Here is a 15,084-nt window from a genome sequence, read left to right as displayed (position 1 = left end):
AGGAACCAAAAAGGATGCTTTTTACGCTGAAGAAAGTGATTGGCGGTATGATGCTGCCACTTCCGCTAATGCTCATTATCATGGGTACAGGCCTGGTGCTGCTCTGGTTTAGTCGCTTTCAAAAAACAGGGAAAGTGTGCATTAGCCTGAGTTGGCTGGCGCTGTTACTTCTTAGCTTGCAACCCGTCGCTGATAGCCTACTGAAACCGATTGAGGACAGCTATCCAACCTGGCAGGATACACAAAAAGTGGAATACATTGTGGTGCTGGGCGGAGGGTATACCTGGAATCCTCAGTGGGCACCAAGTTCAAACCTAATCAGCAACAGTCTTCCGCGTCTGAATGAAGGTATTCGCCTCTGGCGTGCTAATCCGGGATCGAAGCTTATCTTTACCGGTGCTGCGGCAAAGAGCAATAACGTCAGTACTGCAGAAGCGGGAGCCCGCGTAGCGCAGTCACTGGGTGTGCCACCCGGTGATATCATCACGCTGGATAAACCTAAAGATACTGAAGAAGAAGCCGCTGCAGTTAAGCAGGCCATCGGCAGCGCGCCGTTCCTGCTGGTGACCTCCGCATCGCACTTACCACGAGCAATGATTTTCTTCCAACAGGCTGGACTACACCCGTTGCCCGCGCCGGCTAATCAGTTAGCAATTGATTCACCGCTAAATCCGTGGGAGCGCGCGATCCCCTCTCCCGTCTGGTTGATGCATAGCGATCGTGTTGGTTACGAAACATTGGGTCGCATCTGGCAGTGGTTAAAGGGATCGGAGCACTGACAGAAATATTGCCTGACGGCGACGCTAACGCGGCTTATCAGCCCCAGGCGTTCAGCGCAGAATTGTAGGCCGGATAAGGCGCTCACGCCGCCATCCGGCAATGCCGTAACGGGATAGTCAGGCGAGCCACGGCAGCAGTGATTTCGTTGCCAGGTCAAAGTTGGTGCGATTAAAACGTCCGGTGTTGACCAGTTGCGCCACCTCATCCCATAACACATACAGCCAGCGCCGCCAGATGAAGGACTCCGCCACGGGCGCGCGTTGCAGGTATTGCCAAAGCAGGCTTTCCGCCAGCGCGTTATCCATTAAACGGAACAATTCATACTCTCTGGGCGCCCACAGCATCAACCCCGGTCCCACCATGGCCAGTAGCTGATCGCTACGGGCGTCTTTGAGCATGCTACGTAAACTGAAATTACCGTGGATCAGTACGCAGTTATCATTGAATCCTTCAAATAAAGCGGGTAAACACTCACGGGTACGAAACAGGATCCGCTTATCCTGCATCGTCAAGCCAGTATTGTTGAACTGATTTAACGTGGTCCACAGCACCTCAACACGCTGGCGATACCAGGATGGCCAGATATTCTCTTGCGTGTTATCCACCATTCCCACGCAGCCACGGCTATCCTGCCGATGCCATGACAGCAGACCTTCTACGATCTGATCTTTTAAATGTTCCCAGCGTTCGGGCGTTCGGGCTGGCGCTTCCACCGGCACACCCCGTAAACGCTCAAGCAGTAACACATCGGGGCCGGGATGCTCTTCGTGGGTCAAGACCCCGTAAATGACGGGCATACGCACCGTACCGCTGCGCGCTAACATGGAGGTTTTCCATGCCAGTTGCTGCGCCATACCTGGCGTGGTGAAACTTCTCGCCATCAGCGGCATCGGATTTCCCTGGCTGTCGTACAGTGACCACAGGGCCGTATCCACTTTTTCATTCACGCATTCTATACGACTGAGTTTTTCGCCCAGCAGGTGGCTGAGTTCGGCACGCAACTGTTCCATTTCAGATTGCCCTCATAAATGCTACTGCTTTCATAATGAGCGTCGGGCAGACAGATGTCACCCGGATGAGATCAATTGATGAAAAGAAAAGTGGAGGGAAAGCGCAACGATACGACACTCCTCCCAAAAATACGCATCAATATGGGGGAGTGCCGTGAGAAAAACTAAGGCATTTCGGCGCGAACGCGCTCGAGATCTTCGGTAGTGTCTACGCCGGTACCCGGGACTTCTTTTGCGACGGCAACGTGAATTTTTTCGCCGTACCACAGCACTCGCAGTTGCTCCAGCATTTCGATATGCTCAAGCGGGCTAGGCTGCCAGTTAACATAGCGGCGAATAAAACCGGCGCGATAGCCGTAAATGCCCAGATGGCGCAGGAAGGTGTCCCCCACCGTTTCCAGGCTTTTGGCGAAACGATCGCGATCCCATGGGATGGTCGCGCGTGAAAAATAGAGCGCATATCCTTCAGCGTCCAAAACGACTTTTACCGCATTCGGATTAAATGCCTCTTCCGCACTGTGAATCGGAGCCGCAAGAGTCGCCATGCCGACCTGACGTTGCGCCAGATTCTCAGCCACCTGGCGAATAATGACCGCCGGAATCATCGGCTCATCACCCTGTACGTTCACAATAACGGTATCATCGCTAAAACCACATTTCTCGACGACTTCCGCCAGGCGCTCCGTACCAGACTGGTGATCGGCGCGGGTCATGCACACTTCCCCCCCCACCGCTTCTACCGCGCGAGCGACATCCTCGTGATCGGTGGCCACGATGATACGTTCAGCGCCAGATTCACGCGCACGCTCCAGGACATGCACGATCATAGGCTTGCCGTTGATATCCAGTAGCGGCTTGCCCGGCAGACGAGTGGACGCATAACGCGCAGGAATAATGACCACAAAACTCATGATTTACTCTCATCAGCAGTCAGAACGCGGGCTTCGGTTTCCAGTAACACAGGAATGCCATCACGCAGTGGGAAAGCAAGGTTATCCAGTTTACAAATCAGTTCCTGTTTTTCCTGGTTAAACCAGAGTTTGCCATTGCATACCGGGCAGGCAATGATTTCAAGCAGACGATGATCCATAGTTCCTCCAGATGGACCGGATTGTGAATCCGTAAATATTAACATAATCGCTTAAAGGGCTGGGTCTATTTCCCAACCATGGCGTGCATCAGCAAATAAACCTTCAGGATAACGTCCCAGCGTCACGCGTGTTGCCAGTTGCCAGCGGGCAAAATCGTCAATCGCCTGAAACAATCCTTTTTGCAAAGTCACCCCAGGCTTAACCCCATCCTGTAACCACAGCGAAATCACGTCCAGCACGCCCGTTTTACGGTGCATTTTGGCATCCATTCGCCCAACCAACTGCCCGCGGTGCAGCAACGGCAAGACGAAATAACCGTACTGACGTTTTGGTGCTGGCGTGTAACACTCCAGCCGGTAGCTAAAATCGAATAGCTGCTCTGCCCGTTTACGATCCCAAACCACCGGATCAAAAGGCGATAACACTGCGCTGTGGGTCGCCGTTAATTTGCCCGCCAGCGCCTGTTCGAGCTGCGGCTGAAGGTGGCTATGCAGCCACAGCGTTCCCAGCCCTTCAACGTCGACAGGAATAATCTGTTGCTGTTCCGCCCGTTCGTTGCACCAGTTTTTTAGCGCCGGGCGCTTCAGGCGATAGTAGTCTGCCAGCCATTGTTCGCGGAAAATCCCCAGACTGCGGGCGCTGTTATCCAGCATGACGCTTTCAGCATCTTCCTGTGAAAGTGGGTCGCGTTCATCGTCCCAGTGTGGCATGACGCGATGGGTTAAATCATACACGCGCTGGAAATTACGCCGTTCCACCACCATCACTTTCCCGGCAGTGAACAGCCCTTCAAGATGACGCTTTTGCGGTTTCCATTCCCACCAGCCGCTGCTCCCCTTGCGTGGATGCTCAAAATCAGCAGATCGTACCGGTCCGTTATGCTGGATGTGGTGGAGCAGTTGCTCAATTTCATGAGCATGTTCTTTCATCCACGCCGCTTTATACTTCCAGCCCATATTCTCCGGGGCCAGCATGCGGTGACGTATCAGCATAAAATCGCTGCGCGGCAAAAAGCAGGCCTCGTGCGCCCAGTATTCCATCAGTTCGCCCTGCTGTAACGAGTCGTCCAGCCATTGGGGTGAATAATCGCCTAAACGACTAAACAGCACCAGGTAAGGACTTCGCGCCACAATATTGATGGTATCGATTTGCAGTAACGACATGCGCGAAATAGTCGCGAGAATATCTGCCGGGGTTGCCCGACGGCGTGTTTTTTTCAGCAGACCTTGAGCGGCAAGGTGAAGATGACGGGCATCCGTCAGAGAAAGGTGCGGCAACGACATTTATGGCCTCATAAATGATTCGCTGCCGCAGCGTGAATCAGTTAGCGAGTCAGCGAGATTAATCTATCCAGCAACACGTCAGGCCGATCGCCTGACAAATGTGCGTCAACAGGTAAATACCACCAGTTTTCATCGGCAAATGCCCGGCACTTAACCGCATCTTTTTCCGTCATCACCAGCGTTTGCCCGGCGTTTACAAACGCACTGACGTCACTGTAGGTCAGAGACTGATGGTCTGCCAGCGCAATGCTTTTTTGCACGCTGGCACCGCATGCTTTCAGCGTGGCAAAAAAACGCGGAGGGTGACCAATGCCCGCCATGGCGACAATATTGGGCAATTGCGCTACATCACGGCGTTCGCCTGTACGTAAATTAACGGCCAGCCCCGGTTCAAGTCGCATAGGGATTTCCCCTGGTTGCGCAACGCCACCGTTAACAATAGTCGCATCCACCGATTTTAGACGACCTGCGCGTTCCCGCATTGGACCAGCGGGAAGCCACCAGCCATTGCCAAACCGACGTTCGCCGTCAATAACCACGATTTCAACATCTCGCGCCAGACGATAGTGCTGTAGCCCATCGTCGGTCACAATAATCTGCACGTCATGTTGGGCCAAAATGGCTTTTACCGCATCCGATCTTACCGGGGATACCGCTACCGGCACGCCGGTACGTTGGGCGATCAGCACAGGTTCATCACCCGCTTCTGCGGTAGTGGTCTCTGCGGTCAATAACAACGGATAAGCAGCCGCTTTCCCGCCGTACCCACGCGACACCACGCCCACGCGGATCCCACGTTGCTGCAGTTGTTCAACCAGCCAAATCACCACCGGTGTTTTGCCATTGCCGCCGGCTGTAAGGTTTCCGACCACCACAACCGGTACTGGCGCGCGCCAAGCGCGTTTCAGCCCAAGCTTGTAGCATAGGCGGATCCCGCCACTCACCAGGCCATAAAGCCAGGAGAGTGGAAGTAACAATCGCCACAGCGGCGATTCACCAGACCAGATACGTGCGATCATTGACCGAATTGCATTTTGTGTAATTGCGCATAGACCCCGCGCTGCTCAATCAGGTCGCTATGGGTTCCGCGCTCGACAATCAGACCATCCTCCACCACGATGATTTCGTCGGCTTGTTCAATGGTTGAAAGACGGTGAGCAATGACCAGAGAAGTACGGTTTTTCTGTAGCTCATCCAGCGCAGACTGAATCGCACGTTCAGATTCGGTATCAAGAGCTGATGTTGCTTCATCAAGGATCAGAATTGGGCTGTCACGCAACAAGGCACGGGCGATAGCGATACGCTGACGTTGTCCGCCGGAAAGCAGGACGCCGTTTTCACCAATCACCGTATCCAGACCATTATCCATCTTGTTGATGAAATCCATGGCGTAGGCCATCTGTGCCGCTTTTTCGATCTGCTCACGGCTGTACATATCGGTACGCGCGTAGGCGATGTTGTTGGCAACCGTATCGTTAAACAAGTGCACATTCTGCGAAACCAACGCAACCTGATCGCGCAGGGATGCCAGGGTATATTCGCGCAGATCGTGTCCGTCCATCAGAATCTGCCCTTCATCAATATCGTAGAAGCGCGTAATCAGGCTAGCGATGGTGGATTTCCCTGAGCCCGAACGGCCAACCAGAGCAACGGTTTTACCCGCGGGAATATTCAGGTTGATGTTACGCAGAGCCGGTACTTCACGTCCCGGATAGGTGAAAGTCACGTTGCGGAACTCGAGATCGCCGGTAGCACGCTCGATAACACGTTTACCTTCATCTTTCTCCTGTTCGCTATCCAGAATCGTAAATAAGGTCTGGCATGCCGCCATACCGCGCTGGAACTGCGCGTTGACGTTGGTCAGCGATTTCAACGGACGCATCAGCGCGATCATTGAGGAGAAGACAACCGTAATTGTCCCTGCCGTCAGGTTTTCCATTACGCTTGGGAAGCTGGCCGCATATAACACGAAGGCCAGAGCCAGAGACGCAATCAACTGGATGATAGGATCGGAGATAGAAGAAGCGGAAACCATCTTCATACCCTGCAAACGCATCTTGTTGCTGACCTTATCAAAGCGCTTGGTTTCGACTTCCTGACCACCAAAAATCAGAACTTCTTTGTGGCCTTTCAGCATCTGCTCCGCACTGGTCGTAACCTGCCCCATAGTGTTTTGCATGTTTTTACTGATGCTACGAAAGCGCTTGGAAACCACACGGATCGCCACTGACACAATTGGCGCCAGTACAATCAGGATCAGTGACAGCTGCCAGCTGTAATAGAACATCATGATAAACAGGCCAATGATTGAGGCCCCTTCACGTACCACGGTGATCAGCGCGCCGGAAGACGATGACGCGACCTGCTCTGAATCATAGGTAATACGTGACAACAGCGTACCTGTAGACTGTTTATCAAAAAAGGAGACTGGCATGCCCATCATATGACCAAACAGGCGGCGACGCATGGTCATGACCACTTTGCCTGACACCCATGAGATACAGTAGCTGGAGACATAACTGGTTAAGCCACGAACTATCATCAGCCCAATGACCACCAGCGGCATCCACAGCAGCACCGAACGATCCGTTTTACCAAAACCATCATCCAGTAATGGTTTAAGGAGCGATAACATGAAGGTATCGCTGGCCGCGTTAAGGACTAACGCTATACCCGCCACGATCAGACCCGATTTAAAAGGCGCTATGGTTGGCCATAGTCGGCGAAACGTCTGCCACGTAGAGAGATCTTTATCGTTATGCATTCAAAAAACCAGCATTTGTTAGAATAGCCGCATATTCTACCCGTTATCCTCCGACACGCCAAACCACTGATGATACCAACGAGGTAAAATCTGATCCCGCAAGCTGTGTATTCGCCAGTTTTTTTGGTAAAAATCCAGCGTAATCTGCCCCTGATGTGGTGTATCCAGCCATTGATAATTTTGTTTCCGATAACGTTGCTTCACTTTCCAGGATGGCAGACGCCAGGCGTTGTAACGGGATGCAGAGGCTAATGCGGCCTGCCCGTCAACTCTCTGAATGAGTGCCAGTGATGATGAAGTATTGCTGCCATGATGCGGAACCTGCATCACCGTAGACTGCAGATGCTGCCAGTAGTGACTTAGCATTTTTTGTTCAGCGGGAGACTCAATATCGCCGGTCAGCAGAACACTCTGATACCCATCATCAACTTTAACCACGCAGGAGTGGTTATTCCCCTGCCCTGTACTTCCACGCACAGGCCAGTGCGCACTGAAGGTTAACCCTTGCCATTGCCAACGTTCTCCGCGAAAACACGGGAGGTGTCCTTTCCAGCCTAGCGGACTTCTTATCCATAGTGATGGCCAGGCTTGTTGTAAGGAGTGCAACCCTCCCCGGTGATCCATATGTTCATGACTTAAAATGACCCCTTCCGGCTCCAGGTTATGCCAACGCAACCAGGGAATAATCAGCTGTTGCGCGCTATCGCCTTCAGGCCATGCCAGACCGGTATCGTAAAGCAGCGCTTTTCCATTACGCACAATCACCATCGCCAGCCCCTGCCCGACATCCAGCATATGCACTTGCCACACATCTGTACGCGGTGCACGCCAAAGCGGCCCACTCAGCAAAAGTAGCGCAGAGAAACAGACCACCGGTAGCGTACGCAAGATATTTAGTCGCCATGCGATAATCATCATTCCCGGTAAAAATGCGAGCCATTGCCAGCGTGCATCAATATTGATCCACCCTTCAGGCAGGCTCCTGAGCCCCCAAAATAGTAGCGCCAGAGAACGATCCGCTAAATACCACAGATTCGATTCAATCATCACCAGTCCGGCTAAATGCACGATCATGCCTGCTAATATCAAGGGTACGGAAACAAACGTGACCAAAGGGACGGCAAACAAATTAGCCGGAAACGAGGTCAGACTAAAACCGTGAAACATTGCGATTTGTACGGGAAGAAGCAGAAGCGTAATACCCAATTGCAGATGAGCCAGCGCCAGAAATTGACGACCAGCACGCGACAGCGGCCAGTCCGGGAGCGGTACCCATTGGTACCAGAACAGCAGTGCCGCAACGGCGGATGCAGACAACCATAGACTTTGCGAAAGAACGGCAACAGGATCCACCATCAGAATGGCTGCCAGACAGCAGATCCATACCGACCATCCGCTCCACTGCCTGCTGCTAAGTCTTAGCGCCCCCCAGACTAGCAGCGCAACAACCGTTCGTAATGCCGGGGGTTGCAGCCCCGTCAGCCAGGCATATAATGTGGCGCAGATAATCCCACCCACTAATGGAACCTGCCAGCAAATCCATCTGGCGGGCATAAAAAATTGTCCCGCGCGAATTATTCCGCCAGCCAGAAGTGCAGCAAACGCAATATGCAGCCCGGAGATTGCCATCAAATGAGCCGTGCCGGTATCACGCATAATCGTTTTCACCTCTTGTGACACGGACAAGCGCTCACCCATTCCCAGACCCAGTATGACCTGCTGCCAGGGATAGTCGGCGAGTACCGTTTTCAATGAGTCGAGAAATCGCGAACGCAAACTGCATTGTGGTGTGATAACCGAAGCCTGTAAGAATCGCCCCGTCAACGGTTGATGCTGCGTCAATGCGTAACGCTGGCTATCAAATCCGCCTTCGTTTAATTGACCGTGTACGGCGCGGACTTTCAATGTCATCGCCCATGTCTGACCCGCACAAACATCACCGGGTAAATACTGTCCGTACAAAACGATTCCTTGTGCAGGAAAGATTCGTCTCCCCTGAAGGTGAGTGATTTGGCCGTAGTGCGTTGTCATATTGTCAGTTCCGGTTATCCGCACAATGGCTTGCTGGTTTTTCTCAGGCAGCGTATTACCGGCCCACAGAGCCTCTTTCGCAGCCAGGATTCCCCAAAGAAAAAACAGCAGGGTTAGTCCGGCGGAACGTATATATTTGTGGGGGAGAAAACAGAGCAGACATGCCAGACAAAATACAATGCTGATACACAACATGCCTGGCAGCGTAGGTAATAGCATGAGTGGGAGAATGCCGAATAATGCACACGTACTCACCGTTGTTATTTTCATCAATAACCTCCCTGTTTCAGGGAGTGTGCAGTACTCTTCGACGATTGTCTGGCATCAATTTATCGTTATACGACCTGAGTTCCGCAGACATTTAGTGGGGGTTGTAACGTACAAATTAACTGGGATGAGGATTCCAGGATAGGCGCACAGAAATGAAAAAAGCACCCATGTGGGTGCTTTTCTCGGCGTTAAGTCTCGCTAAAAACTTAACCGTAAATATTGGCGCGGTCGCGCAGTTCTTTACCTGGTTTAAAGTGCGGAACGTATTTCCCTTCCAGATCCACTTTATCGCCGGTCTTCGGATTACGTCCGGTGCGTGGTGCGCGGTAATGCAAAGAGAAGCTGCCGAAACCGCGGATTTCAATACGCTCGCCCTGCGCAAGAGTCGAGGCCATATGTTCCAGCATCTCTTTAACTGCATCTTCAACCGCTTTCGCGGGAATATGAGGTTGCTGGGTTGCAAGTCTTTCAATCAATTCTGACTTGGTCATGATTCCTCCGGTTCCTTAAAGGCATAATTAGCTGCTGCATTGATTAAGGGCGGCCGTAGCCGCCCTTTGTCATTGATTACAGGACGAATCCTGTAATCTGTCAAGCTACTCGTCATCCTTTGTGCCGTTAACAGCACAAAGGATTTAGAGCACTCGATATTACTCGCCTTTAGCTGCTTTGAAAGCTTCAGCCATTGCGTTGTTAGAGAAGTTAGCATCTTCCTGTTTGTTAACAGTTGCGATTGCATCTTTCTCATCAGCTTCGTCTTTAGCACGAACAGACAGGCTGATTGCACGGTTCTTACGATCAACGCCGGTGAATTTAGCTTCAACGTCGTCGCCTACGCTCAGAACCAGAGTTGCATCTTCAACGCGGTCACGTGAAGCTTCAGAAGCGCGCAGGTAACCTTCAACGCCGTCAGCCAGTTCTACGGTTGCGCCTTTAGCGTCAACTGCAGTGACTTTACCGTTTACGATTGCGCCTTTCTTGTTCAGTGCAACCCAGTTGTTGAACGGATCTTCTGCGAGCTGTTTAACGCCCAGAGAGATACGCTCACGCTCTGCGTCAACCTGCAGAACAACTGCTGCGATTTCGTCGCCTTTTTTGTATTCACGAACTGCTTCTTCGCCTGCAACGTTCCAGGAGATGTCAGACAGGTGAACCAGGCCGTCGATGCCGCCGTCCAGGCCGATGAAGATACCGAAGTCAGTGATAGACTTGATTTTACCTTCAACACGGTCGCCCTTGTTGTGGGTTTCCGCGAACTGCTGCCATGGGTTGTTTTTGCACTGCTTCAGACCCAGGGAGATACGACGACGTTCTTCGTCGATATCCAGAACCATAACTTCCACTACGTCGCCAACGTTAACAACTTTGGACGGGTGGATGTTTTTGTTGGTCCAATCCATTTCGGAAACGTGAACCAGGCCTTCAACGCCTTCTTCGATTTCAACGAAGCAGCCGTAGTCGGTCAGGTTGGTCACGCGACCAGTCAGTTTGGTACCTTCTGGATAACGCTTAGCGATAGCTACCCATGGATCTTCGCCCAGCTGTTTCAGGCCCAGAGATACACGAGTACGCTCGCGGTCGAACTTCAGCACTTTAACAGTGATTTCGTCGCCAACGTTTACGATTTCGCTCGGATGCTTAACGCGTTTCCATGCCATGTCGGTGATGTGCAGCAGGCCGTCAACGCCACCCAGATCAACGAATGCACCGTAGTCAGTGAGGTTCTTAACGATACCTTTAACTTCCATGCCTTCCTGCAGGTTTTCCAGCAGCTGATCGCGTTCTGCGCTGTTTTCGGATTCGATAACGGCACGACGGGAAACAACAACGTTGTTACGCTTCTGATCCAGCTTGATTACTTTGAATTCAAGCTCTTTGCCTTCCAGGTGCAGCGTGTCGCGGACCGGACGAACGTCTACCAGGGAACCCGGCAGGAACGCGCGAATACCATTCAGCTCAACAGTGAAGCCACCCTTGACTTTGCCATTGATAACACCAGTAACGGTTGCAGCTTCTTCGTAAGCTTTTTCCAGCGTGATCCAAGCTTCGTGACGTTTAGCTTTTTCACGGGACAGCAGGGTTTCACCGAAGCCGTCTTCTACTGCATCCAGAGCAACGTCAACTTCGTCACCAACCTGGATTTCCAGCTCGCCCTGGGCGTTTTTGAACTGCTCTGCCGGAATGGCGGACTCAGATTTCAGACCAGCGTCAACCAGTACTACGTCTTTGTCGATAGCAACAACAACACCACGAACGATGGAACCCGGACGGGTTTCGATTTCTTTTAAGGATTCTTCAAACAGTTGAGCAAAAGATTCAGTCATGTTTAATCTTCAGGTTTCATATTTAACGTCCACCTGGCTCCATGCCGGATGGGGTTGTTTAACATACCCGCTGTCAATCCATTGCAACGGGGGTACTGCAAATTCGGTCGCACTTAAGCGAGAGCCAGTTTTTGGCGCGCGTATTGTAACGCTTTTTCAATCACTTGCTCAATGCTTAATCGGGTTGAATCCAAAACTAAAGCATCAGCAGCAGGAACCAGCGGCGCTACAGCACGGTTACGATCGCGATAATCGCGTTCTTCGATCTCGGCCAAAAGGCGTTCAAAGTTAACACTAAAGCCCTTCTCCTGCAACTGTAGCATACGTCTATGCGCACGTTCTTGCGAGGAGGCGTCCAGAAAAATTTTCACCGGCGCATCCGGGAACACCACGGTCCCCATATCACGTCCATCAGCAATCAGACCTGGGGTTTCGCGAAATGCGCGTTGACGACGTAAAAGCGCTTCACGCACGCGAGGAAACGCCGCGACCTGAGAGGCGGCGTTAGCCACTTCCTGGGTACGGATTTCACCGCTGACATCCTCACCTTCAAGAATGACTTCAAGGTTGCCGTCTGTTGAGATAAAACGCACATCCAGGTGTGAGGCAAGTGGTACCAGAGCATCTTCAGAAGTGACATCAACATGGTGATGTAACGCTGCGAGCGCCAGTACGCGGTAGATCGCGCCTGAATCTAACAGATGCCACTGCAATGCTTCCGCCATTGCCTTGCACAAGGTGCCTTTTCCTGCACCGCTTGGGCCATCAATGGTAATAACCGGGGCAATTGCCGTCATCTTTTTCTCCTTAAACGGGCGTACATTAACGTGAACGCCGCGCATTATACGCGCCAACGCTAATGATCGTTATCTTTGTGTGAAAAATGCAGAATCATTGAAGCTGAGTGTAGAATAAATAGGCAATCGGAGATGTCAGAATGTGCCGCACCCGAAAGTGCGGCAATGAAATCAGGCAGGAGTACTAATACGCGCCAGCTGTTCGAAATAATCCGGGAAAGTTTTGGCGGTACATTTTGGATCAAGAATGGTCACAGGCGTGTCAGACAGCGCCACCAGCGAGAAACACATCGCCATGCGGTGATCGTTGTAGGTCGCGATGTCCGCAAATTGCAATGTTGCAGGCGGGGTGATGCGGATAAAGTCATGCCCCTCTTCCACTTCCGCGCCCACTTTGCGTAACTCCGTCGCCATCGCGAACAGACGATCGGTCTCTTTGACGCGCCAGTTGTAGATATTACGTAATGTTGTGGTGCCTTTCGCAAACAGCGCCGCCGTTGCAATGGTCATCGCCGCATCAGGAATATGGTTCATATCCATATCCACTGCGTTCAACTCGCCGCGAGTACAGGCAATAAAATCGTCGCCCCATGTAATGGTAGCACCCATTTTTTCCAGTACATCGGCAAAACGAATATCACCCTGCATGCTGTTACGGCCAATCCCGGTAACTTTTACCGTACCGCCTTTAATGGCACCCGCCGCGAGGAAATAGGAAGCGGAAGAAGCATCGCCTTCAACCAGGTATGCACCCGGTGACTGGTACTGCTGCTGCCCCTTCACGACAAAGCGCTGGTAGTTTTGATTTTCAATTTCAACACCAAACGTTTTCATCAGGTTCAGTGTGATATCAATGTAAGGTTTGGATACCAGGTCACCTTTAATTGCAATCGTCGTATCCTGCGGCGCAAGCGGCGCAGTCATCAGCAGCGCAGTGAGGAACTGGCTGGAAACGCTACCGTCTACCTCAACCTGGCCACCGGTAAAGCCACCGCGCAGACGTAAAGGTGGATAGTTTTCCTGCTCCAGATAGTCAATTTTGGCTCCGCCCTGGCGCAGCGCATCAACCAGATGACCAATCGGGCGCTCTTTCATGCGCGGTTCGCCCGTCAGCACGATGTCATTGCTGCCCAGACATAGCGCTGCGGCCAGCGGGCGCATTGCGGTTCCGGCATTACCAAGGAACAGTTCCACTGAGCCTTGCGCATGTAATGCACCACCATTGCCAATAATCTCGCAGCGGGTACGATCAGCAGAAAGGGTATAGCTAATCCCTAACACATTCAGAGCATTAAGCATATGGCGAACATCATCGCTGTCCAGCAGGTTGGTCAGGACAGTGGTGCCATTGGCTAATGCGGCCAGCAGCAAAGCGCGGTTAGAAACACTTTTGGATCCAGGCAGATTGATTGTGCCATCCACCCGCGCAATGGGTTGTAACGTCAGGGATTCCATGAAACTCGACTCTCAAAAACAGACATAAAAACCCCACAGACGGGCTGTGGGGATGAAAAGTACAGCAGATTAGCCGCGACGGCGTTCAAAATCGACCATGAAATCGGTCAGTGCTTTTACACCTTCAAGCGGCATTGCATTGTAGATGGACGCACGCATACCGCCGACCACACGATGCCCTTTCAGCGCGTGCAGGCCCGCAGCAAAAGACTCTTCCAGGAACAGTTTATCCAGTGCGCTGTCAGCCAGCTGGAACGGTACGTTCATGCGTGAACGGTTGGATTTCGCCACATCGTTACGGTAGAAATCGCTGTTATCAATTACGCCGTACAGCAGTTCCGCTTTTTGCTGGTTAATTTTATCCATTGCATTAACACCGCCCTGCTTTTTCAGCCATTTAAAGACCAGGCCAGACAGATACCAGGCAAAGGTTGGCGGCGTATTGAACATGGAGTCGTTGTCATTCAGCACGGTATAGTCGAGGATTGACGGGCATGATACATGAGCTTTACCCAGCAAATCTTCACGGACGATGACAATCGTCAGGCCCGCCGGGCCGATGTTTTTCTGTGCACCGGCATAAATTACGCCATAACGGCTAACGTCAAGCGGTGCGGAAAGAATGGTAGAGGACAGATCCGCCGTGACCACAACGTTGCTGGCAAAATTCGGTGTTTCATCGATCGCAATGCCATCGATAGTTTCGTTCGGACAATAGTGCAGGTACGCCGCGTTATCAGAAAGCTGCCATTCACTCATCGGCTTAACAGCACGCAGGCCGTCAACGCTGACTTTGGCATCAATAACGTTTGGCGTGCAGTATTTTTTCGCTTCTTTAATTGCACTGGCGGCCCAATAACCGGCATCGACGTAATCCGCGGTGGTTTTATCACCCAGAATATTTAACGGGATACCCGCGAACTGCCCACGACCACCGCCATGGCAGAACAACACTTTATAGTTGGAGGGGATGCTAAGAAGATCGCGAAAATCCTGCTCTGCTTCCTCGGCGACCTGGATGAATTCTTTGCCACGGTGGCTAATTTCCATCACCGACGTGCCAAGACCGTTCCAGTCGCGAAGATCCTGTTGAGCCAGTTTAAGTACTTCTGCCGGTAGCATTGCCGGACCTGAACTAAAATTAAAGACCTGAGCCATTTCCCCTCACCACGTTGTGTTGTTGTCCAATCAACATCCTGTCATTGACGATAATCCGGTGACAGACATTGGTATAAGTTATTCCTGTGGATATCGGTTTTATCATTCAGTGACACGCGCC

The 15,084-nt window shown here is 52.0% G+C and carries 13 protein-coding genes; 1 reads left to right on the top strand and 12 read right to left on the bottom strand.

Annotated elements, in window-relative coordinates:
- Nucleotides 1-14 precede the first annotated feature (14 nt).
- Nucleotides 15-779 (top strand): envelope biogenesis factor ElyC, encoded by a 765-nt coding sequence (gene elyC, locus WC1_RS16115; protein WP_016149868.1) that lies wholly within the window; start codon nt 15-17, stop codon nt 777-779.
- Nucleotides 780-896: 117 nt separating this feature from the next.
- On the opposite strand, the gene WC1_RS16120 is transcribed toward elyC, so the two are convergent.
- From WC1_RS16120 to serC, 12 genes are all read right to left on the bottom strand, one after another.
- Nucleotides 897-1,790 (bottom strand): YcbJ family phosphotransferase, encoded by an 894-nt coding sequence (locus tag WC1_RS16120; RefSeq protein ID WP_003035798.1) that lies wholly within the window; start codon nt 1,788-1,790, stop codon nt 897-899.
- Nucleotides 1,791-1,954: 164 nt separating this feature from the next.
- The gene (kdsB, locus tag WC1_RS16125; protein ID WP_003035796.1) at nt 1,955-2,701 is read right to left on the bottom strand and encodes a 3-deoxy-manno-octulosonate cytidylyltransferase; all 747 of its coding nucleotides are present in this window, start codon (nt 2,699-2,701) and stop codon (nt 1,955-1,957) included.
- Nucleotides 2,698-2,880 (bottom strand): protein YcaR, encoded by a 183-nt coding sequence (gene ycaR / locus WC1_RS16130; protein WP_003035793.1) that lies wholly within the window; start codon nt 2,878-2,880, stop codon nt 2,698-2,700. The genes kdsB and ycaR overlap by 4 nt, the downstream gene beginning before the upstream one ends.
- A 51-nt stretch (nt 2,881-2,931) precedes the next feature.
- Complete coding sequence (locus WC1_RS16135; RefSeq protein WP_016149867.1) at nt 2,932-4,164, bottom strand: winged helix-turn-helix domain-containing protein; 1,233 nt, start codon at nt 4,162-4,164, stop codon at nt 2,932-2,934.
- Between the two features lie 41 nt (nt 4,165-4,205).
- Nucleotides 4,206-5,183 carry a tetraacyldisaccharide 4'-kinase gene (lpxK, locus tag WC1_RS16140; protein ID WP_016149866.1) on the bottom strand — a complete coding sequence of 326 codons (978 nt, stop codon included), beginning with the start codon at nt 5,181-5,183 and terminating at the stop codon, nt 4,206-4,208.
- Entirely contained in the window at nt 5,180-6,928 is a 1,749-nt protein-coding gene (gene msbA, locus WC1_RS16145; RefSeq protein ID WP_003035784.1) for a lipid A ABC transporter ATP-binding protein/permease MsbA, read from the bottom strand. Before msbA ends, lpxK begins: the two co-directional genes overlap by 4 nt.
- A gap of 36 nt (nt 6,929-6,964) precedes the next feature.
- Nucleotides 6,965-9,229 carry a ComEC family protein gene (locus WC1_RS16150; RefSeq protein WP_016149865.1) on the bottom strand — a complete coding sequence of 755 codons (2,265 nt, stop codon included), beginning with the start codon at nt 9,227-9,229 and terminating at the stop codon, nt 6,965-6,967.
- A gap of 206 nt (nt 9,230-9,435) precedes the next feature.
- Nucleotides 9,436-9,720: an integration host factor subunit beta gene (gene ihfB, locus WC1_RS16155; protein ID WP_003035780.1), complete on the bottom strand. Its 285-nt coding sequence runs from the start codon at nt 9,718-9,720 to the stop codon at nt 9,436-9,438.
- 159 nt (nt 9,721-9,879) lie between these two features.
- Complete coding sequence (rpsA, locus tag WC1_RS16160; protein ID WP_003035776.1) at nt 9,880-11,553, bottom strand: 30S ribosomal protein S1; 1,674 nt, start codon at nt 11,551-11,553, stop codon at nt 9,880-9,882.
- 113 nt (nt 11,554-11,666) lie between these two features.
- Nucleotides 11,667-12,350: a (d)CMP kinase gene (gene cmk / locus WC1_RS16165; protein WP_003035772.1), complete on the bottom strand. Its 684-nt coding sequence runs from the start codon at nt 12,348-12,350 to the stop codon at nt 11,667-11,669.
- Nucleotides 12,351-12,521: 171 nt separating this feature from the next.
- Nucleotides 12,522-13,805 carry a 3-phosphoshikimate 1-carboxyvinyltransferase gene (gene aroA, locus WC1_RS16170; protein WP_016149864.1) on the bottom strand — a complete coding sequence of 428 codons (1,284 nt, stop codon included), beginning with the start codon at nt 13,803-13,805 and terminating at the stop codon, nt 12,522-12,524.
- A 69-nt stretch (nt 13,806-13,874) separates the two neighbouring features.
- Complete coding sequence (gene serC, locus WC1_RS16175) at nt 13,875-14,963, bottom strand: 3-phosphoserine/phosphohydroxythreonine transaminase (protein WP_016149863.1); 1,089 nt, start codon at nt 14,961-14,963, stop codon at nt 13,875-13,877.
- Nucleotides 14,964-15,084 lie beyond the last annotated feature (121 nt).

It is taken from the genome of Citrobacter sp. KTE30 (assembly GCF_000398825.1).
Classification (GTDB): Bacteria; Pseudomonadota; Gammaproteobacteria; order Enterobacterales; family Enterobacteriaceae; genus Citrobacter; species Citrobacter freundii.
This window is presented reverse-complemented; position numbering and strand designations above follow the sequence as displayed.